The sequence below is a fragment of the Acidovorax sp. NCPPB 3576 genome (genome assembly GCF_028473605.1).
Lineage (GTDB): Bacteria > Pseudomonadota > Gammaproteobacteria > Burkholderiales > Burkholderiaceae_C > Paracidovorax.
Genome location: NZ_CP097267.1, coordinates 276,762 through 297,281 on the forward strand (window position 1 = coordinate 276,762; position 20,520 = coordinate 297,281).

Sequence of the window (20,520 nt, forward strand, 5' to 3'; positions counted from 1 at the left end):
CATCGAGGGCGGCCCAAGGTCTGCCGCAGCGGGGAGTGGCCCTCTGCAACCCTGCCAGTGCAGACCTGGTCCCGCCACGGCGCGCAGCCCGGGGTCTGCCCGGAAGTGATGTCACCTCTTTTCAATTCATGCAAAATTGAAATCCGATGACATCCATGCAGAGAGACCGAACCGCCATGCAGATCCGCCGCGCCACCAAGATCGTTGCCACCCTCGGGCCCGCTTCCAGCGACCCGCAACTGCTGGAGCAGATGATCCGTGCGGGGGTCAATGTGGTGCGGCTGAACTTCAGCCACGGCAAGGCGCAGGACCACATCGACCGTGCCATCTCCGTGCGCGAGGCCGCGCAGCGTGCCGGCCGCGAAGTGGCCATCATGGCCGACCTGCAGGGCCCCAAGATCCGCGTGGGCAAGTTCGCCGAAGGCCGTGTGCAGTTGCAGCAGGGCCAGTCCTTCATCCTGGACGCATCGCGCACCGCGCTGGGCGACGACAACGGCGTGGGCCTGGACTACAAGGAACTGCCGCGCGATGTGAAGGCGGGCGACGTGCTGCTGCTCAACGACGGGCTCATCGTGATGGTGGTGAACGCCGTGCGCGGCGAAGAAGTGCATACCACCGTCAAGATCGGCGGCGAGCTGTCCAACAACAAGGGCATCAACAAGCAAGGCGGCGGACTCACCGCGCCGGCCCTCACCGCCAAGGACATGGAAGACATCCGCACCGCGATGAGCTTCCAGGCCGACTACGTGGCCGTGAGCTTTCCCAAGAACGCCACCGACATGGAAATGGCGCGCCAGCTGTGCAACGTGGCGGCGGCCGAGTACCGGCACAAGCCGGGCCTGATCGCCAAGATCGAGCGGGCCGAGGCCGTGCCCCGCCTGGAGGAGATCCTGCGCGTGTCCGACGGCATCATGGTGGCGCGGGGCGACCTCGCCGTGGAGGTGGGCAACGCGGCCGTTCCGGCGCTGCAAAAGAAGATGATCCGCATGGCGCGCGACATGGACAAGGTCGTCATCACCGCCACGCAGATGATGGAAAGCATGATCACCAACCCCGTGCCCACGCGCGCCGAGGTGAGCGACGTGGCCAACGCCGTGCTGGACGGCACCGACGCCGTGATGCTGAGCGCCGAGACCGCCGCAGGCAAGTACCCGCTCGAGACGGTCGAAGAAATGGCCAAGATCTGCGCCGCCGCCGAGGCCGCGGAAGACCCCGAGCGCGATTCCGACTTCACGGGCCAGACGCTGGGCCGCATCGACCAGTCCATCGCCATGGGCGCGCTTTTTACCGCCCACCACCTGGGTGCCAAGGCCATCGTGGCCATGACGGAGAGCGGCTCCACCGCGCTGTGGATGAGCCGCCACCGCATCCACATTCCCATCTACGCGCTCACCCCCAAGGTGGCCACGCAGCGCAAGATGGCGATGTACCGCAACGTGCGCCCGCTGCTCATGGACACCAGCGCCGACCGCGACACCGCGCTGGAGCAGGCCGAGGGCCACCTCAAGAGCCGCAACATCGTGCAGCAGGGTGACCTGTACGCGATCACGTGCGGCGAGCCGATGGGCGCGCCGGGCGGAACCAATATGCTGAAGATCTGCCGCGCCAGCTGAGCGCGTGCCGCAGCAGGGCCTTGGCGGCCAGGGCACTCGCGCAGCCGGTCAGGGCCCCCGCCAGCACGTCCGCGGGAAAGTGCACGCCCAGGCAGACACGGCTCCACGCCACGGCCGCCGCCAGTCCGAAGGCCAGCCATTTCCAGGGCGCGCGGCGCCGATGCAGCCCCAGCGCCAGTCCCTGGGCCAGCGCGAACGCGCCGGTGGCATGCATGCTGGGAAAGCCCGCGCGAACACCGTGCTCGATCCATTGAACGCCGAGGCCCAGTTGAGCGGGGCGGGGCCTCGGAACCCATGCGCGTATGCCGCGCGCGGCGCACCAGGCGATCACCAGTGCCGCCAGGCCCAGCATGAGGGCCTGGCGCAGCCGGGGGCTGCCGCAGCCCAGTCCTGCGGCCACCAGCAGCCCCGCGAGGATGGGGAAACCCTGCGACAGCCAGCGCGCGGCGGTCACGATGCCCGCCGGGGTCGCAGCCGTGGCGTTCATGGCCGTGAAAAGGGCGAGGTCAACGGACAGCATGGGTGTCGGCCTCGGCGGTCAGGTGGCTGTCCATTTCCGGGAAGTGCCGGTGCATCCACTGTCCCCCGAGGTCGCACAGCCAGCCCGTCATCCAGCAGAACCAGCCGGTCCACAGCGTGTGGCTGGTGAAGTGGGCGCCCCGTGCCTGCTGCGCCAGTCCCAGGACCACGCCGGCGACCAGCGCGCCGGCCAGCCACCAGCGCGCGGCGCGTGGCGCTTTGTGGCGCAATGCGAAATAGCCGCCGAGGAACGCGAAGCCGGCCGAGGCATGCCCTGCGGGAAAGCAGTGGCCGCCGCCGCCGTCCATCACGCCCAGGGCCCAATGCGAGGCGTAGCGTGCCACGCCGCCGAATTCCACCAGGTCCCATGGGCAACTGGTGGTGCTGCTCTGCTTGAGCAGGGCAATCACCCCCAGCGACAGCAGGGCGCTGATCGCCATTTGCACCCGCTCGCCGTGGGCCAGGCGGCGCAGCACGCCCACCGGCCACCACACGCCGACAGCGAGCACCAGCACCAGCACCCAGCCCAGCCGCCGCGCGCCTTCATGCAGCACGTGCACGAAGAGCCAATGGTCGCGCAGTGGAAAGCCCTGGGCCGAGCCGAACACCCGGGCCAGATCGAGGTCCAGGCCCCAGGCGTCCCAGGCGATGAGCGCCGCCAGGACGACCAGTGCCCAGGCCAGCGGTGGAAGCGAAGGGGAGGATCGGGACGCGGCAGGCGCGGCGCCAGGGGAGTAGGAAGTCGGCATGGGGGCGGACGATAGGCAGCCGCTCTTAACGCCGTCTTAACGTTTGTGCCTGCCATCTTGTCGGTCCGCCGGACGGGCGGGCTCTGGCGACTCCGCATCGCGGTGACAATCGCCCCCATGCGAATCCTCGTGGTCGAAGACGATGCCGGCATTGCCGATGGCCTGCGCACCAACCTGCAGCAGCGCGGCTATGCAGTGGACGTGTGTTCCAGCGTGGCGACTGCCTGGAGCGCGCTGCGCATGGAGCGTTTCGATGCCGTGCTGCTGGATCTGGGCCTGCCCGATGGCGATGGCGCCCAGTTGCTGCGCCGGCTGCGCCATAGTCCTGCCGGGGCCCCCGCCGTGGCTGCGTTGCCCGACCCCGCCACGCCGGTGCTGATCCTCACCGCCCGGGACCAGGTCCACCAGCGCATCGCGGGGCTGGACGAAGGGGCCGACGACTACCTGGCCAAGCCGTTCGATGTGGACGAGCTGGAGGCCCGCCTGCGGGCTTTGCTGCGACGGGCCGCGGGCCGGGCATCGCCCACCATCCGCCATGGCGACCTGGAGGTGGACCCCGCCGCGCGCACCGTGCGCCAGGCCGGCCAGCAGGTGGACATGTCCCCGCGCGAGTTCTCGGTGCTGCTGGTGCTGCTGGAGTCGCGCGGCCGGGTGCTGTCGCGCCAGCAGATCGAGGAAAGCCTCTACAACTGGCAAAGCGCCGTGGAGAGCAATGCGGTGGAAGTGCACATCCACCACCTGCGCCGCAAGCTCGGCAGCGGGCGCATCCAGACCATGCGCGGCGTGGGCTACTTCATGCCCCTGGAGGATGCGCCATGAGCCGCGTGCTGCCGACCCATTCGCCGACCCATCAGCCGGACCCCACGCCCGCACCCGCTGCAGCGCCATTGGCGCGGCGCAGCTCGCTCATGCGGCGCCTGCTGCTGTGGACGCTGGGCGCGCTGGTGGTCGTGTGGGGCACCTTCGTCGGGCTGGGCTACCAGACCGGGGTGCACGAGGCCGACGAACTCACCGACGGGCACCTGGCCAGCGTCGCCGCGCTGCTGCTCAATCTGCGCGCCTCCGACGGGGTCGAGCCGTCCCTGGCCACGCAGCGCGCGCCCACCCCCTGGCTCAAGGCGCACGACTACCAGCAATCGCTCAGCGTGGTGCTTTGGGGTGCGAACGGCCAGTTGCTGTCGCGCACGGGCAGCGCGCCGCTGCCGGCCTTTGACCTGCCGGACGGCTTCGCCGACCTGGAGCTGGGCGAGCCGCCCGTGTCCTGGCGCGGGTTCTCGCAATGGGATGCGGCCCACGACCGCAAGATCATGGTGCTGCTCAACCTGGACGAGCGCGACGACCTGGCCGACGACATCGCGGGCCAGATCATCGAGCCCGGGCTGTGGCTGCTGCCGGTGGTGGCGCTGGCGCTGGGCCTGGCGGTGCGGCGCGGGCTGCGGCCGCTGTATTCGCTGTCGGACGCGGTGGCCCGGCTGGACGTGGTGCGCGCCGAGCGGCTGGACGCCGGCAACGCCCCGCGCGAGCTCGATCCGATGGTGGTGTCGATCAATACCCTGCTGGACCGCCAGCAGGCGGCGCTGGCGCGCGAGCGGCGGCTGGCCAACGAGGTGGCGCACGAATTGCGCACGCCGCTGTCGTCCATCGTGCTGCAGGCGCGCGCGCTGGACGGCGGGCTGCCCGAGCAGGAGCAGGCCCAGGCGCTGGCCCGCATCGGGCAGGATGCGCTGCGCGCCGGGCATGTGCTCAACCAGTTGCTGGCCCTGGCGCGCGCCAGCCGCACCCAGTTGCACGAGGCGGCCTCGCCCGTCGATCTGGCCGAACTGGCGCGCCGCGTGAGCGCCGACTACGCCCAGGCCGCTTGGGCGCGTGAGGGCAGCATTGCCGTCGCCGCGCCCGGCGCCCTGGTCTGGCACGGCAATGCGGTGCTGCTGGAGATCGCCCTGCGCAACCTGCTGGAAAACGCCCTCAAGCACACGCCGCACGGCACCCGCATCGAGGTGCAGCTGGGGCAGGCCGAGCAGGGCGGGCCCTGGCTGCAGGTGGTGGACGACGGCGCCCGGGACCACGCCCAGGGGGCCGCACGCGCGCCGGTGGACAGCCTGCACCTGGGGCACGAGATCGTCGCGCGCGTGGCCGAGGCGCACGGCGCGCGCTTTGCCGCCGCCGCTGCGTCGCCGCCCTTCACCACCTGCTACCGTCTGGAATTCGGGGATTCCCAAGCGGGGCCGACCGGATAAAATCGCCGGTTACGAAGCGGTTACCGCCGCGACCGCCGGCCTTTTTTCCAGAGGCCTTCGGCTTTGCCCACTTCCCCACCATTGAAGAACGGACCCATCCCATGCCTCTCGTCTCGATGCGCGAACTGCTCGACCATGCCGCCGAAAACCGCTACGGCATTCCCGCTTTCAACGTGAACAACCTGGAACAGGTCCAGGCTGTCATGGCCGCCGCCGACGAGACGGGCGCCCCGGTCATCCTGCAGGCCAGCGCCGGTGCCCGCAAGTATGCGGGCGAGGCTTTCATCAAGCACCTGATCCAGGCGGCCGTCGAGGCCTACCCCCACATCCCGCTGGTCATGCACCAGGACCACGGCCAGAACCCCGCCGTGTGCCAGGGCGCGATCGACCTGGGCTTTTCGTCCGTCATGATGGACGGCTCGCTCGAGGCCGACGGCAAGACCATCGCCAGCTACGAATACAACGTGGATGTGACGCGCAAGGTCGTGGACATGGCGCACAAGGTCGGCGTCACGGTCGAGGGCGAACTGGGCTGCCTGGGCTCGCTGGAGACCATGAAGGGCGACAAGGAAGACGGCCACGGCACCGACGCCACCATGACGCGCGAGCAGCTGCTGACCGATCCCGAGCAGGCCGCCGACTTCGTCAAGCGCACCCAGCTCGATGCGCTGGCCATCGCCATCGGCACCAGCCATGGCGCCTACAAGTTCACGCGCAAGCCCACAGGCGACATCCTGGCCATCGACCGCATCCAGGAAATCCACCGCCGCATCCCCAACACCCACCTGGTGATGCACGGCAGCTCCAGCGTGCCGCAGGAACTGCTGGAGATCATTCGCCAGTACGGCGGCAACATGAAGGAAACCTACGGCGTGCCCGTCGAGGAAATCCAGAAGGCCATCCAGATCGGCGTGCGCAAGATCAACATCGACACCGACATCCGCCTGGCCATGACCGGCGCGGTGCGCAAGTTTCTGGCCGAGAACCCCGAAAAGTTCGACGCCCGCGAATGGCTCAAGCCTGCGCGCGAGGCCGCCAAGGCCATCTGCAAGCAGCGCTACATCGAGTTCGGCTGCGAAGGCCAGGCGCCCAAGATCAAGGGCCACAGCCTGCAGGTCGTGGCCGGCCAGTACGCCGCGGGCGCGCTGGCCCAGGTGGTGAACTGACCCCTGCGGTTGCGTGGGGCGCTCGCGCCTCCCGCACGCCATAGGCCCGGCGGCATTGCGGTGCGCCGGGCCTTCGCCATTGGGGCATGCCGGTGCAGCCAGGCGCATCGGGTAAGCTCAGGCCCAGTGAGCGGAGATCGCCGTGCACACGCCAGCCGGGAGACAGACAACATGCAGATAGGTGTACCAGCCGAGTCCATGGTTGGAGAAACCCGGGTCGCCGCGACGCCGGAGACGGTCAGGAAACTCAAGGCCCAGGGCCATGCGGTGCGCGTGCAGGCGGGTGCCGGCGTGGCCTCCAGCGTGCCCGATGCGGCCTATGCCGCGGCCGGTGCCGAGATCGTGGACGCCGCCGGCGCCTGGAGCGCCGACCTGGTGCTCAAGGTCCGCTGTCCCACCGAATCCGAAACGCCCCTGCTGCGCCCCGGCACCACGCTGGTCGGCATGCTGAACCCCTTCGACGCGGCGGGCCTGCAGCGGCTCGCGCAGGCGGGCGCCACCGCCTATGCCCTGGAGGCCGCACCCCGCACCACGCGCGCCCAGAGCATGGACGTGCTGTCTTCCCAGGCCAACATCGCCGGCTACAAGGCCGTGATGATCGCGGCCGACAAATACCAGCGCTTCTTTCCCATGCTCATGACCGCCGCCGGCACGGTGAAGGCCGCGCGCGTGGTGGTGCTGGGCGTGGGCGTTGCCGGCCTGCAGGCCATCGCCACGGCCAAGCGGCTGGGCGCGGTGATCGAGGCCTCCGACGTGCGGCCCTCGGTCAAGGACCAGGTCGAGTCGCTGGGCGCGAAGTTCATCGACGTGCCCTTCGAAACCGACGAAGAGAAGGACGCAGCCCAGGGCGCCGGCGGCTACGCGCGCGCCATGCCGGCCAGCTGGCTGGAACGCCAGAAGGTCGAGGTGGCCAAGCGCGTGGCCCAGGCCGATGTGGTCATCACCACCGCCCTCATTCCCGGCCGGCCCGCGCCGGTGCTGGTGACCGAGGCGATGGTGCAGTCCATGAAGCCGGGCTCGGTGATCGTCGATCTCGCCGCCCCCCAGGGCGGCAACTGCCCGCTGACCGAAGCCGGCCAGACCGTGGTGCGCCATGGCGTCACGCTGGTCGGCGAAACCAACCTGCCCGCGCTCGTGGCCGCCGACGCCTCGGCGCTCTATGCGCGCAACGTGCTCGATTTCCTCAAGCTCATCATCCACCCCGAAGGGGCCCTGCACGTGGACCGGCAAGACGACATCGTCGCCGCCTGTCTCGTGGCCCATGAAGGCGCGGTCACCCGCGCATGACCCGACAAGTAGTACCCCAGTGAAGACCCGGTTCCTATCCATGCCCCCGTTGTCCCCTCGCCTTGGCGGCCCGCTGCTCGCCATCGCCTCGCTGTTCACCCTGGCCGCCTGCGCGCCTGTGCAACCCGGGCTGCCCCACGTGGGCCGTGCGCAGCTCGACCTGCCGCCCGGCGACTGGGAGGTGCTCGGCCGCCGCGACGAGGTGATCGACGTGCTGCCCGACGACACCGCCGCCGACCTGCCCACGCAGATGACCGCCATGGGCCTGCGCGGCCCTGGCAAGGACCGGCCGCTGCTGGCCGTGCTGCTGGTGCAGACCAACAGCACCAACTACCCGCGCGACACCACGCTGTGGACGGCCCCGTGCCCCCAGCAGCAGGGCGTGTTCGTCGAGGACAAGGCCCAGGGCAGCCCCGCGCGCATCGACTGCCTGCGCTACAAGCGCCGCGCCGACACCGAGGACTACCTGGCCAAGAACCGTCCCGCCGTGGCGCAATGGATGGCCATGAACCAGGCGACGCCCACCAAGCCGTATTCGCACGTGTTCTTCCGCTACGCCACCAACGGCGGCGCCATCGTCACCATCGATGCCTTGGTCGATCAGCGCCTGGTGCGCCCGCCCACGCGCGACAACGAGGCGTTTTTGCGCGCCGGCCGCCCTGTGCTGGAGTGGGGCGACAAGATGGCGCAGGCCGCACGGCTGAGCACCGCGATGATGGACGGCCGGCTGGTCGTGCCGCCGTTCCCGGTCGCCCCGCCGCAATAGCCGTTCATTCGTTCTTTCTTTCGCCCGCTGGTTCATTCGCCCCGTTCGCCCCTTCAAGGAGTGCTGCCATGGATGCCGTTTCCCCCACGCTGATCAACCTGATCATCTTCGTGCTGGCCATCTATGTCGGCTACCACGTGGTGTGGACCGTGACGCCGGCGCTGCACACGCCCCTGATGGCGGTGACGAACGCGATCTCGGCCATCGTGATCGTCGGCGCCATGCTGGCCGCGGCCCTCACCGAAACCACGCTCGGCAAGACCATGGGCGTACTCGCGGTGGCGCTGGCCGCGGTGAACGTGTTCGGGGGCTTTCTCGTCACCCGTCGCATGCTGGAGATGTTCCGCAAGAAGGAGCGCAAGGCGGCTCCCGCTGCTGCTGCCGCTGACGAGAAGGGTGCGCCATGAGCATGAACCTCGTCACGCTGCTGTACCTGGTGGCCAGCGTCTGCTTCATCCAGGCGCTCAAGGGGCTCTCGCATCCCACCACGTCGATCCGGGGCAACCTGTTCGGCATGGCGGGCATGGCGATCGCGGTGGTCACCACCGCCGCGCTGATCTGGAGCGTCACGCGTGGCGCGCCGCTGGGGCTGGCCTGGGTGCTGCTCGGGCTGCTCGTCGGGGGCGCCGCCGGCACCGTGATGGCCCAGCGGGTGGAGATGACCAAGATGCCCGAGCTGGTCGCCTTCATGCACAGCATGATCGGCCTGGCGGCCGTGTTCATCGCCGTGGCCGCGGTGGCCGAGCCCTGGGCCTTCGGCATCGTGCCGCCGCCCGTGCCGGCCCTGGCCAGCGCCGCCTCGCCCGCGGGCACGGTGCTGGTGGAGGGCTTTGCGCGGCTGCCGATCCCGTTCGGCAACCGGCTCGAGCTGTTCCTGGGCGCGGCCATCGGCGCCATCACCTTCAGCGGCTCGGTGATCGCCTTCGGCAAGCTGTCGGGCAAATACAAGTTCCGCTGGTTTCAGGGCGCGCCGGTGCAGTTCAAGGGCCAGCATGCGCTCAACCTCGTGCTGGGCCTGGCGACCGTGGGGCTGGGGCTGGTCTATGTGGCGACGGAGAGCTGGACCGCCTTCTTCGCCATGCTGGCGCTGGCCTTCGTGATGGGCGTGCTCATCATCATTCCCATCGGCGGGGCCGACATGCCGGTGGTGGTTTCCATGCTCAACAGCTACTCGGGCTGGGCGGCGGCGGGCATCGGCTTCAGCCTGAACAACAGCATGCTCATCATCGCGGGCTCGCTGGTGGGCAGCTCGGGCGCCATCCTGTCGTACATCATGTGCAAGGCGATGAACCGCTCGTTCTTCAACGTGATCCTGGGCGGGTTCGGCGGCGATGCGGCGGCGGCTGCCACCGGTGGCGCGCAGGCGCAGCGCAGCGTCAAGAGCGGCAGCGCCGACGACGCCGCCTTCGTGCTGGGCAACGCCGAAACGGTGGTCATCGTGCCGGGCTACGGCCTGGCCGTGGCGCGCGCCCAGCATGCGGTCAAGGAGCTGGCCGCCAAGCTGGCCGAAAAGGGCATCACCGTCAAATACGCCATCCATCCGGTGGCCGGGCGCATGCCGGGCCACATGAACGTGCTGCTCGCCGAAGCCGAGGTGCCCTACGACCAGGTGTTCGAGATGGAGGACATCAACGGCGAATTCGGCCAGGTGGACGTGGCCATCATCCTCGGCGCCAACGACGTGGTGAACCCCGCCGCGCACACCAAGGGCAGCCCCATCTACGGCATGCCCATCCTGGAGGCCTACAAGGCCAAGACCGTGATCGTGAACAAGCGCTCCATGGCGGCGGGCTATGCCGGCCTGGACAACGAGCTGTTCTACATGGACAAGACCATGATGGTCTTCGGCGACGCCAAGAAGGTCGTGGAAGACATCGGCAAGGCCATCGAATAAGACGGCCCGGCGCCACCTCCGGCGGCGCCCTGCCGGGACCGGGTTCCCCGCTTTAGGGAAACTACAGGCCCCCGGCGCCATCGCCCGCGACGACAATGCGGGCTCCTTTTGTAACAGCAGGTTTGGAGACACAAAGCATGAATGACCGCCCGTGGCTTGCCGCCTACCCACCCGGGGTGCCGGCCGACATCGACCCGGCGCAGTACCCCTCGCTTGTCGCCCTGATGGAAGAGGCCTTCGGCAAGTACGCCGACCGCGTGGCCTACAGCTACATGGGCAAGGACGTGACCTTCGGCGAGACCGACGTGCAAAGCCGCCAGTTCGCGGCCTATCTGCAGGGCCTGGGGCTGGCCAAGGGCGACCGCGTCGCCATCATGATGCCCAACGTGCCGCAGTACCCGGTGGTGGTCGCCGCCATCCTGCGCGCCGGCCTGGTGGTGGTGAACGTGAACCCGCTGTACACCCCGCGCGAGCTGGAGCACCAGCTCAAGGACTCGGGGTCCAAGGCCATCGTCATCATCGAGAACTTCGCCGCCACGCTGCAGGCCTGCATCGGCGCCACCCCGATCAAGAACGTCGTGCTGTGCGCCATGGGCGACCGCCTGGGGTTCCCCAAGGGCCTGATCGTCAACTACGTGGTGCGCAGCGTGAAAAAGCTCGTGCCGGCGTACTCGTTGCCCGGTGCCGTGCGCTTCAACGATGCGCTGTCGCAGGGCGCGCGGGGCGCGTTCAAAGCGCCCGATCTGCGGCCCGACGACGTGGCCCTGCTGCAGTACACGGGCGGCACCACGGGCGTGAGCAAGGGCGCCGTGCTCCTGCACCGCAACATCATCGCCAACGTGCTGCAGGCCGAGGCCTGGAACGCCCCGGTGATGCAGGCCGTGCCAGCGAACGAGCAGCCCACCACCGTGTGCGCGCTGCCGCTGTATCACATCTTCGCGTTCACGGTGAACATGATGATGAACATGCGCACGGGCGCCAAGAACATCCTGCTGCCCAACCCGCGCGACCTGGCGGCGGTGCTCAAGGAGTTGTCCAAGCACACCTTCCACAGCTTCCCGGCCGTGAACACGCTGTTCAACGGCCTGGCCCACCACCCCGACTTCAACACCGTGAACTGGAAGAACCTCAAGGTGTCGGTGGGCGGCGGCATGGCGGTGCAGGCCGCGGTGGCCAAGCTCTGGCTGGAAAAGACCGGCTGCCCCATCTGCGAAGGCTATGGCCTGTCGGAGACCAGCCCGACGGTCGCCTGCAACCCGGCCACGGAGAAAGCCTTCACCGGCACCATCGGCGTGCCGATCTCGAGCACGTACATGAAGCTCATCGACGACGATGGCCGCGACGTGACCGAGCCCGGCCAGCGGGGCGAGATCGTGATCAAGGGCCCGCAGGTCATGGCCGGCTACTGGCAGCGGCCCGACGAGACCGCCAAGGTCATGACGGACGACGGCTACTTCAAGTCCGGCGACATCGGCGTGGTCGATGAACGCGGCTACTTCAAGATCGTGGACCGCAAGAAGGACATGGTGCTGGTGAGCGGCTTCAACGTCTATCCCAACGAGGTCGAGGACGTGGTGGCCATGCTGCCCGGCGTGCTCGAATGCGCGGTGGTGGGCGTGCCGGACGAGAAGACGGGCGAAGCCGTCAAGCTGGTCATCGTCAAGCGCGGCACCGAACTCACCGAGGCGCAGGTGCGCGAGTTCTGCAAGGCCAACCTGACCGGCTACAAGCAGCCCCGCGTGATCGAGTTCCGCGACTCGCTGCCCAAGACCCCGGTGGGCAAGATCCTGCGCCGCGAGCTGCGCGACAAGCGCTAGTGCGGCCCATCCTGCCCTGGCACCGCGCCCTCCCGGCGCGGGCCGAACCGCAGCCGTGACCACTGCCATCCTCAGCGCCCTGGCCGAAGAGCAGCAGGGCCTCATCGACGCGCTCTCGCGGGGGCGCCGCACCTTGCACGCCGGCCGCACGTTCTGGAGCGGCGGCCTGCACGGGCGCGAGGTGGTGCTGGCGCTCTCGGGCATCGGCAAGGTGGCGGCAGCCACCACCGCCACGGCGCTGATCGAGCGCTTCGGCGCGGCGCGCGTGGTGTTCACCGGCGTGGCCGGTGGCCTGGGCGCGGACGTGCAGGTGGGCGACGTGGTCGTGGCGCATGACTTTCTGCAGCACGACATGGACGCCTCGCCCCTGTTCCCCCGCTGGGAGCTGCCCGGCTACGGGCGCACCCGGCTGCCGTGCGATGAAGCGCTGGCCGGCCGGCTGGCCGATGCGGCGCACGGTTGTCTCGCATCCGGCGCGGCAGCCCTGCTGGAAGGCGCCGGTCTGCCGCCGCCCCTGCGCGCGCCGCGCGTGCACCAGGGCCTGATCGCCAGCGGCGACCGCTTCGTGTCGACCGTGCAGGAATCGCAGGCGCTGCGCGGCGCCTTCGCCGCCGCCGGCCACGCGGTGCTGGCAGTGGAAATGGAGGGCGCCGCCGTGGCCCAGGTCTGCAGCGACTACGGCGTGCCCTTCGCCGCCGTGCGCACCGTGTCCGACCGCGCGGACGACGCCGCGCACGCGGACTTCCCCCGCTTCGTGCAGGCCGTGGCCAGCCGGTATGCCGATGGCATCATCGGGCGGTTTCTCAGTACGCTATAAAAACAATAGCTGCATGCCCTAGTGATGATTGCGCTGGAGGCCCATTCGGCTCTCAATGGGCAATTTTCGACGGGGCGCGTGCTTGGAGGCCGGCAGACGCCGCACCCCTTGCTCCGGGTCTGTCAGTTGCTTCAAAATCAATAGCGCAATGCCCTAGTACTGATTGCGCTGGAGGCCGATTTGACTCCAGGCCGCCGATTCTCAGCAGCGCGCGTGCCTTCACGCCAGCAGACGCCGCGGAACCGGCTCCGCCGGGCCGCAGGCGTCGTCCCCCTGGGGGGAAGCCGCGCAGCGGCTCAGGGGGGTCATTTCAACCAGCCGCGCTTTCGGAAGTACCACATGGGGCCCAGGGCGCTCGCCACCATCAGCGCCAGCGCATAGGGGTAGCCCAGCGACCAGTCCAGCTCGGGCATGAACTTGAAGTTCATGCCATAGACGCTGGCGATCAGCGTCGGCGGCAGCAGGGCGACGCTGGCCACCGAGAAGATCTTGATGATCTTGTTCTGGTTGATGTTGATGAAACCGACCGTGGCGTCCATCAGGAAGTTGATCTTGTCGAACAGGAACGCCGTGTGGTTGTCGAGCGATTCGATGTCGCGCAGGATCTGGCGCGCTTCCTCGAACTGCTCGGCGTTGAGCATCTTGCTGCGCATCATGAAGCTCACGGCGCGGCGCGTGTCCATCACGTTGCGGCGGATGCGGCCGTTCAGGTCCTCCTGGCGCGCGATGGCGGCCAGCACCTCGCCGGCGCGGGCGTCGGTCACGTCGCCGGCCAGCACCTGCACGCTGACCTTCTTCAGGTCGTCGTAGATGCCTTCGAGCGTATCGGCGGAGTATTCGGCGTCGGCGTCGAAGAGCTTGAGCAGCACCTCTTTCGCATCCTCGATCAGGCCCGGGGCCCGGCGCGCGCGCATGCGCAGCAGGCGGAACACGGGCACGTCTTCGTCGTGGATGGAAAAGAGCACGCCCTTGCTCTTGAGCGTGTCGTTGACGAGGTTCAGGATGAAGGCCACGCGCACCGAGCGCGGGTCGTCTTCGTCGTCGATGAGAAAGTCGCTGCGGATGTGCAGCTCGCCGTTGTCTTCTTCATAGAAGCGGGCGGATTCCTCGATGTCCTCGTCCATGGCGTCTTCGGGGATGAAGAGGCCGTAGTGCTGCTTGACCCAGCGTTTTTCTTCGAGGGTGGGCGACTCCAGATCGACCCAGATCGGCTGGAACTGCGCCAGCTCTTCCAGGGACTCGATTTCTTCCTGGACGAGCCGGCCGTTGGCGAGCGTGAAAATGTTGAGCATGTAGGCTCACTCCCGGTGTGTGATGGGCTTTGTCTGCGAGGGATGGGGCGGCTTTCAGCCCTCGGCAGGCCGGGAGCTGAAAGCTACCAACTGGGGTAGGTTTCCACGGAGGAATCTCCAAAAATGCAAGCCGCGGATTATGGCATTGCGTTGCGTCAATCCCATGACACGCGCCGGGTGCCGGCGGGGCTTTGCAGCCCATGCGCACAGCGCCTGAAAGGCGTTAGCCCGGGTCGGTAGCAGGGGGGCCTGAACCCTGCGCTGGAGCGCCCGCCGCCCGCACCACGGCGAGCGCGCGGCACAGGTCCGCCCAGGCGGCCGCCTTGGCTTCCGGCGCGCGCAGCAGATAGGCGGGGTCGTAGGTGACGACCGCCGGTGTGTTCCCCGGCAGGGCGTGCATGCCGGCCCGCAGCCGGCCCAGCGGCTCGCGGCTTTCCAGCACCGCGCGGGCCGCACCCAGGCCCAGCACCAGCACCATCGAAGGGCGCAGGGCAGCCAGGGCCTCTTGCATCGCGTGCGCGATGCCGGCATCGCCCGCGGCCCCGGCCCCGGCGCCGGTGCGCTGCACGGCCGCGAAGAACACGCGCGGATGGCGGTGCAGCCGCATGGCGCGCAGCATGTTGTCCAGCAGCTTGCCGGCGTCGCCGGTCAGCGGGGCGTCGGGCGTGGCGCTTTCGGCCAGCACCAGCCAGCCCGAGCCGAGGTCCGCCGGCGTGGCCGCCGGATCGGCGTGCGGGTACAGCGGCTGGGGCGCCAGCAGGGTGGCGGTGAGGGCGGAGGCTTCGTCCCGGCCGGCGGGCGCAGAGGCCGGGGTAGCGGTGGGTGCCGCCACGGGCGGCGGGGCGGTGCGGGCCATGGCCGGGGCTGCGGCCTGCGGTGCAGGGGGCGCTGCCGGTGCTGCCATCCGCGGAGCGGCCGGTGGTGCGAACGCTGGGGGCGCGGCCTGGGCGACTGCGGCCGGCTCCGGCGTGGCCACGGGGGCCGCAGCCGGCGCCCACACGGTGATGCCCATCTCCCCCAGCATGGCGCGCTGGCGTGCGTCGAGGTCGAGGCTCATAGCGGCAGGCTCATCACGACGGCATCCTCGCGCTCGCCGCCATGCGCGGGGTAGTAGCGCTTGCGTTCGCCCACGAAGCGAAAGCCCCGCGCCTCGTAGATCGACCGCGCGCGCGCATTGCTCACGCGCACTTCCAGCCACAGCCATTGCGCGCTGCAGCCGCGTGCCCACAGGGCCAGCGCATCCAGCAGCAGCCGGGCCCAGCCCTGGCGCTGGTGGGCGGGGGCCACAGTCAGGTTGAGCAGGTGCACTTCGTCCACGCCTTTCATGGCCACGAAGTAGCCGATCAGTTCATCGCCGGCCATCAGCAGCTGGGTTTCGTAGCCGGCGGCCATGGCGTCGATGAAGTTGCCGCGCGTCCAGGGGTGCGTGTAGGCGACCTGTTCGATCGCCAGCAGCGCATCCAGCCGCGCGAGCGTGAGCGGCTCGAACCGGGCTTCGTCGGGGGTGTGGGGAACGGCGCTCATGGGGCAGAAGCCAGGGTGGGAGGCAGGGCGGCCGCGGCCGCCTGCTTGGCCGCCAGGCGCTCCGCCGTGGTTTGCGCCACTTTATCGCGCACGTACAGCGGCAGCGCTTCGCTGGCAGGTCGCGCGCCGCCCGCAGCCATGCATGCGGGAGCCAGGCGCAGCAGGGCCATGGCGGTGGGCAGGGCAAACACGTGCGGGGCGCCGGGCGCGAGCCGTTCGCCATAGGCCGCGCGGGCATTGCCAGCCACGGTGTAGCCGGGCGGCACCTGCAGGGCCTGCGGCGCGCTCAGGCCGAAGTCGTTGCCGCCGTGCCATGTGCCGTCGGCCTGGAATTCAAAGGGGGCGGTATAGACCTCGTCCATGCGTGCATCGAGCACCGCCACCACGCGGGTGCAACCGTGGGCGTGGCGGGCCGCCTCCGCCACGGCCAGCAGGGTGTCGATCGGCAGCACCGGCACGCCAGCGCCGCCCCGTGCGCCGAAGGCCAGCCCCTGCGCCACCGAACACGCCGTGCGCAGCCCGGTGAACGAGCCTGGGCCACGCCCGAAGACCACCGCATCCAGCGTGTCGAACGACAGGCCGGCCTCGGCCAGCAGGGCCCGGATGGCCGGCAGCAGCGTGGCGGACGCCTGCGCGCCGCCGGGCCCGCTGTGCTCCCAGGTCGCGTCGTCGCGCTGTACGGCGATGGACAGGGTGTCGGTACTGGTGTCGAAGGCGAGCAGGTTCATGGGGTGAGGGTGGGGGGCCCACCCGAAGCGCCATGTCTGCGAAACCGCAGCCGTGCGCCGCACCCGGTGCTGGGGAGCCGGTGCGCATTATCGGCGCCCCGGCCGGCGGCCGCCCGCCCGCCGCGCGCAACCCCTGCGCGCGGTGGCCGGTCAGGCGGCTGCGGCTTCCAGCGCTGCTGGCTGGGCCAGGGCGTCGCCCTCGCCGGCCAGCAGGCCCAGGGGCGCATCCGGCGCCGGCTTGTCGCAGGGCTGGGCGGCCACGCGGGTGGCGATGTCGCGCGCTGCGGGAGAAAAGTACAGCCAGAGGTTGTCGCTGGCGAGGTCGTAGCTGGAGAAAAGGGCGCGCCCCGAACCGGGGGGCGTCATCAGGAATTTCGCCATGAAGATCTGCTGGATCTGGCGCGCGGGCTCGAACGCGTCCTGGTCATTGCCGAGAGCCAGTTTGTACCAAGTGCTCACAGTTGCCTTTCTCCCCGGAGGCCGGGACTTCAAGATGGAGGCCATCCTAGGGTGAACCCCGAGCCCGCCGGCCCTCCCCGCAAGCGCATCGATCTGTAGGACGAGTGCCGATCCTCGGGGGGCTGCGGTCTGCCAAGGCGGCGCTGCCGGCGCGCATCGCTAGACTCGTCCGCCATGTTGCAAGTCTTTTCAAAGCGCCGGCGGCTGGCCGTGCGCGCGACCACGCTCGTGGCGTTCGCGGGGGCGGCGCTGCCGGCCCTGGCCCAGTCCCCCGCCACGCCGGAGTCCGCCGGGGCCCTGCCGCCCGCGGTCGAAGCCGCCCTGCAGCGCGCCAAGCTGCCGCGCGAGGCCCTGTCGGTGCTGGTGGTGGATGCGGAAGGCCGGCAGGCGCCCCGCCTCGCCTACCGCGCGCAGGTGCCGGTCAATCCCGCCTCGGTGATGAAGCTGGTCACCACCTATGCCGCGCTGGACCAGCTGGGGCCGGCCTTCACCTGGGACACGCCGGTGTATCTGGACGCACGACCGCGCGCCGGTAGCCTGCAGGGCAACGTGTACATCAAGGGCCAGGGCGACCCGAAGCTCGTGGTGGAGCGCCTGTGGCTGCTGATGCGGCGCCTGCAGGCGCAGGGCATCCAGGTGATCGTGGGCGACATCGTGCTGGACCGCAGCGCCTTCGACGTGCCCGAGCACGATGCCGCGCGTTTCGACGGCGAGCCGCTGCGCCCCTACAACGCCGCGCCGGACGCGCTGCTCATCAACTACAAATCGATCGCCATGACCTTCGTGCCCGACGGCCCGGCCGGCGTGGCGCGCGTGCAGTACGAGCCCCCGCTGGCCGGCGTGCAGTGGCCCGCCACCGTGCCGCTCGCCGCCCAGGGCGCCGAGTGCGGCGACTGGCGCACGGCCCTCAAGGCCGAATTGGCCGACCCCGCCCGCATCGCCTTCCAGGGCGTGTACCCGGCAGCCTGTGGCGAACGCACCTGGGCCGTGGCCCCGGCCGACCCGGCCGGCTATGCGGCGCGGGCCATCGAAGGCATGTGGCGCGAACTGGGCGGCAAGCTCACCGGCAGCGTGCGCGAGGGGCGGGTGCCTGCGGGCCTGGCGCCGGCTTTCAGCACATCGTCGCCCGCGCTGGCGGAGGTGGTGCGCGACATCAACAAGTACAGCAACAACGTGATGACGCAGCAGGTGTTCCTCACGCTGGCGCTGCAAAAAAACGGCTGCGGCACCTTCGACGGCGCACGCACCGTGGTCGGGCAGTGGTGGCGCCAGCGCTTTCCCGGATCGGAGGCGCCGGTGCTGGACAACGGCGCGGGCCTGAGCCGCGAAGCGCGCATCAGCGCCCAGGCGCTCGCGCGCATGCTGCAGGCGGCGTGGCTCTCGCCCGTCATGCCCGAGCTGGTGTCGTCGCTGCCGATCACCGGCGTGGACGGCACCTTGCGCCGGGTCCAGGGCCGGGCGGTCGGCGCGGCCCACCTCAAGACGGGCAGCCTGCGCGACGTGTCGGCCATGGCCGGCTACGTGCACGCCGCCAGCGGCCGCCGCTACGTGATGGTGGCCATCGCCAACCACCCCAATGCAGCCGCGGCGCGCCCGGCCATCGAGGCGCTGGTGGACTGGGTGGCCAACGACCGCTGAGGGCCTTTCGCCGGCGGCGGCACTCGGCGCGGCTATCGGTAGTTCCCCTGTGCCGCCCCCGGACAGTGCGGGTTTACGATGGGCCTCGATAAAACGCACGATCGTGCTATTTTCAACCTGACGGAGAACACCTTGATCTCGAAAACCATTAAAAACAGAGCGTCCTGGGCAGTGACGGCATTGGCAGCGGCCTCGTTGCTGGCGGCCTGCGGGGGCGGCGGGTCGGACACGACGCCCGCCGTGAGCGTGAAATCCGTGAAGGTCATGGGCGACAGCCTGGCCGACAGCGGCACGTTCGGCTTCAAGTTCACCGTGCAGGGCACGGCGGCCACGGGCGCCGGCTCCAGCTCCGTCTGGCCCGAACGGGTCGCGACGAGCTACGGCCAGACGCTGTGCTCGCACTATCTGTCGAGCGGAACTGCGTTCACCACCCGGGCCGAATGCACCAACTACGCCGTGGGCGGCGGGCGCATCAACAACTTCACGGCGCCCACGTCGCCGGTCTCCATCACCAAGCAGATCCAGGATGCCGGCGCGGCCGGGTTCACCGACACCGACCTGGTGCTGATCGACGGCGGCGCCAATGACGCGGCCGACCTGATCGGCGCCTACCTGCGCGCATCCAGCGACGGCGGCGCCACCTACCGCGCCGTGCTGGGCACGCTGCTGGACGCCAATACCGTGAACACCGCCCTGGCTGGCGGCGCGACGGGCATGGCGCAGGTGGGCGGGCTTTATATGCAGACGCTGGCCACGCGTTTCGCGGCCACCATCAAGACCAACACGCTGGACAAGGGCGCCAAGCGCGTCGCGGTGCTCAACGCCCCGGGCATCACCCTCACCCCGCGGTTCCGCCTGGTCGTGGCCTCCATCGCGGCCGCCAACGGCGCGGCCGCCGCCGCCCAGGCCGAAGCCCTGTTCGACGGCTGGATCCAGGCCTACAACGCCCGCCTGGCCACCAGCCTGGGAACCGACAGCCGCCTGGCCCTGGTGGACTTCTACAGCTCGTTCAAGGACCAGGCCACCAACCCGGCCCAGTACCAGCTGACCAACGTCTCGACCGCTGCCTGCCCGGCCACCGGCGTGGGCAGCGATGGCCTGCCGACCTACTCCTTCCCCACCTGCACATCGGCCGCCCTGTCGGCCCGCACGCCCCCCGCAGGCGCCACGGGCGGCGCCGACTGGTGGAAGTCCTACGGCTTTGCCGACAGCTTCCACCCCACGCCCTACGGCCATCAACTCGTGGCCCAGCTGGTGTCGCGTTCCCTGTCCACCGCCGGCTGGCTCTGATCGCCCAGGCCCCATCCCCTTCGAGGAGTTTTCATGAAGCCATTTTCCTGGGCCTGCGTGGCGATCGCCGCGGCCGCCGTCTGCGGCACGGCCAGCGCACAAGTCGCCGGCACGCTGAGCGTGCGCGCCGGCGTGACCCAAATCTCGCCCCAAGTCAAAAGCGGCAACCTGAGCGCGCCGAGCTTTCCCGGCACCCGCGTGGACGTGCATTCCGCGACGGCGCTGACCGGCGGCCTGAACTACATGCTGACCGACCACTGGGCGGTGGACGTGCCCATCGGCCTGCCGTTCAAGCACTCGTTCTACGGTGACGGCGCCATCGGCGGCGTGGGCAAGGTGGGCGAGACCAAGGTGGTGCCCGCCACGGTGTTCGCGCAATACCGTTTCCAGGAGGCCAACGCGGCCTTCCGGCCGTATGTCGGGCTGGGCGTGACCTACGCCAAGTTCTTCAAGGAACGCACCACCGCCACGCTGAACGGACTGACGGGCGGCACGCCGACCAATCCCACCACCGCGTCGATCGACGACAAGTGGGGCGTCACCGCGCAGGTCGGCTTCGTATGGCAGTTCAACGAGCGCTGGTTCCTGGATGCGGCCTACTACAAAGGCTTCCTCAAGACCACCACGCGCCTGTCGAGCGGGCAGAACATCGACATCAAGCTCAACCCCAACGTGTTCGCGGTCGGGATCGGCTACCGGTTCTGAGGCCCTGCCGGGCCCCGTG

20 protein-coding genes are annotated in these 20,520 nt (G+C 69.6%); 13 read left to right on the top strand and 7 right to left on the bottom strand.

Features of this window, described 5'->3' with window-relative positions; translation table 11 throughout:
* The first annotated feature begins 176 nt into the window (after nt 1-176).
* A complete protein-coding gene (pyk, locus tag M5C98_RS01360; protein ID WP_272550537.1) occupies nt 177-1,613 on the top strand; it encodes a pyruvate kinase in 1,437 nt (478 codons plus the stop codon).
* Here pyk and M5C98_RS01365 read toward each other — a convergent pair.
* Nucleotides 1,546-2,133, bottom strand: a complete 588-nt coding sequence (locus M5C98_RS01365; RefSeq protein ID WP_272550539.1) for a phosphatase PAP2 family protein — start codon at nt 2,131-2,133, stop codon at nt 1,546-1,548. The genes pyk and M5C98_RS01365 overlap by 68 nt on opposite strands.
* Nucleotides 2,120-2,881 (bottom strand): phosphatase PAP2 family protein, encoded by a 762-nt coding sequence (locus M5C98_RS01370; RefSeq protein WP_272550540.1) that lies wholly within the window; start codon nt 2,879-2,881, stop codon nt 2,120-2,122. The genes M5C98_RS01365 and M5C98_RS01370 overlap by 14 nt, the downstream gene beginning before the upstream one ends.
* Before the next feature lie 117 nt (nt 2,882-2,998).
* On the opposite strand from M5C98_RS01370, the gene M5C98_RS01375 reads away from it, so the two are divergent.
* The 9 genes from M5C98_RS01375 to M5C98_RS01415 all read left to right on the top strand — a co-directional run bounded on the left by M5C98_RS01375 (nt 2,999) and on the right by M5C98_RS01415 (nt 12,865).
* On the top strand, nt 2,999-3,700 hold the full coding sequence (locus tag M5C98_RS01375) for a response regulator (protein ID WP_272550541.1): 702 nt from the start codon (nt 2,999-3,001) through the stop codon (nt 3,698-3,700).
* 89 nt (nt 3,701-3,789) lie between these two features.
* Nucleotides 3,790-5,118 (top strand): histidine kinase dimerization/phospho-acceptor domain-containing protein, encoded by a 1,329-nt coding sequence (locus M5C98_RS01380; protein WP_272553409.1) that lies wholly within the window; start codon nt 3,790-3,792, stop codon nt 5,116-5,118.
* 101 nt (nt 5,119-5,219) lie between these two features.
* Nucleotides 5,220-6,284: a class II fructose-bisphosphate aldolase gene (fba, locus tag M5C98_RS01385; protein ID WP_092742855.1), complete on the top strand. Its 1,065-nt coding sequence runs from the start codon at nt 5,220-5,222 to the stop codon at nt 6,282-6,284.
* A gap of 171 nt (nt 6,285-6,455) precedes the next feature.
* Entirely contained in the window at nt 6,456-7,571 is a 1,116-nt protein-coding gene (locus tag M5C98_RS01390) for a Re/Si-specific NAD(P)(+) transhydrogenase subunit alpha (RefSeq protein WP_272550543.1), read from the top strand.
* Nucleotides 7,572-7,611: 40 nt separating this feature from the next.
* The gene (locus M5C98_RS01395; RefSeq protein WP_272550544.1) at nt 7,612-8,337 is read left to right on the top strand and encodes a hypothetical protein; all 726 of its coding nucleotides are present in this window, start codon (nt 7,612-7,614) and stop codon (nt 8,335-8,337) included.
* 68 nt (nt 8,338-8,405) lie between these two features.
* Entirely contained in the window at nt 8,406-8,744 is a 339-nt protein-coding gene (locus tag M5C98_RS01400) for an NAD(P) transhydrogenase subunit alpha (protein WP_272550545.1), read from the top strand.
* The gene (locus M5C98_RS01405; RefSeq protein ID WP_272550546.1) at nt 8,741-10,231 is read left to right on the top strand and encodes an NAD(P)(+) transhydrogenase (Re/Si-specific) subunit beta; all 1,491 of its coding nucleotides are present in this window, start codon (nt 8,741-8,743) and stop codon (nt 10,229-10,231) included. Before M5C98_RS01400 ends, M5C98_RS01405 begins: the two co-directional genes overlap by 4 nt.
* A 137-nt stretch (nt 10,232-10,368) precedes the next feature.
* Nucleotides 10,369-12,048, top strand: coding sequence for a long-chain-fatty-acid--CoA ligase (locus M5C98_RS01410; protein ID WP_272550547.1), 1,680 nt, complete (start codon nt 10,369-10,371; stop codon nt 12,046-12,048).
* A gap of 55 nt (nt 12,049-12,103) precedes the next feature.
* Entirely contained in the window at nt 12,104-12,865 is a 762-nt protein-coding gene (locus tag M5C98_RS01415) for a 5'-methylthioadenosine/adenosylhomocysteine nucleosidase (RefSeq protein ID WP_272550548.1), read from the top strand.
* A gap of 305 nt (nt 12,866-13,170) precedes the next feature.
* Here the strand turns inward: M5C98_RS01415 and corA are convergent, their stop codons facing one another.
* The 5 genes from corA to M5C98_RS01440 all read right to left on the bottom strand — a co-directional run bounded on the left by corA (nt 13,171) and on the right by M5C98_RS01440 (nt 16,868).
* The gene (gene corA, locus M5C98_RS01420; RefSeq protein WP_092742874.1) at nt 13,171-14,157 is read right to left on the bottom strand and encodes a magnesium/cobalt transporter CorA; all 987 of its coding nucleotides are present in this window, start codon (nt 14,155-14,157) and stop codon (nt 13,171-13,173) included.
* Between the two features lie 223 nt (nt 14,158-14,380).
* The gene (locus M5C98_RS01425) at nt 14,381-15,214 is read right to left on the bottom strand and encodes a uracil-DNA glycosylase family protein (RefSeq protein WP_272550549.1); all 834 of its coding nucleotides are present in this window, start codon (nt 15,212-15,214) and stop codon (nt 14,381-14,383) included.
* Nucleotides 15,211-15,681 (bottom strand): ribosomal protein S18-alanine N-acetyltransferase, encoded by a 471-nt coding sequence (gene rimI / locus M5C98_RS01430; RefSeq protein ID WP_272550550.1) that lies wholly within the window; start codon nt 15,679-15,681, stop codon nt 15,211-15,213. Before rimI ends, M5C98_RS01425 begins: the two co-directional genes overlap by 4 nt.
* A complete protein-coding gene (tsaB, locus tag M5C98_RS01435; protein WP_272550552.1) occupies nt 15,678-16,409 on the bottom strand; it encodes a tRNA (adenosine(37)-N6)-threonylcarbamoyltransferase complex dimerization subunit type 1 TsaB in 732 nt (243 codons plus the stop codon). The genes rimI and tsaB overlap by 4 nt, the downstream gene beginning before the upstream one ends.
* Before the next feature lie 150 nt (nt 16,410-16,559).
* Entirely contained in the window at nt 16,560-16,868 is a 309-nt protein-coding gene (locus M5C98_RS01440) for a hypothetical protein (protein ID WP_272550553.1), read from the bottom strand.
* Between the two features lie 174 nt (nt 16,869-17,042).
* Between M5C98_RS01440 and dacB the strand changes: the two genes are divergently transcribed.
* The 3 genes from dacB (at nt 17,043) to M5C98_RS01455 (ending at nt 20,501) form a co-directional block, all read left to right on the top strand.
* Nucleotides 17,043-18,506: a D-alanyl-D-alanine carboxypeptidase/D-alanyl-D-alanine endopeptidase gene (gene dacB / locus M5C98_RS01445; protein ID WP_272550554.1), complete on the top strand. Its 1,464-nt coding sequence runs from the start codon at nt 17,043-17,045 to the stop codon at nt 18,504-18,506.
* 147 nt (nt 18,507-18,653) lie between these two features.
* A complete protein-coding gene (locus M5C98_RS01450) occupies nt 18,654-19,796 on the top strand; it encodes an SGNH/GDSL hydrolase family protein (protein WP_442867307.1) in 1,143 nt (380 codons plus the stop codon).
* Between the two features lie 33 nt (nt 19,797-19,829).
* Nucleotides 19,830-20,501, top strand: coding sequence for an OmpW/AlkL family protein (locus M5C98_RS01455; RefSeq protein ID WP_272550556.1), 672 nt, complete (start codon nt 19,830-19,832; stop codon nt 20,499-20,501).
* The last annotated feature ends 19 nt before the right edge of the window (nt 20,502-20,520 follow it).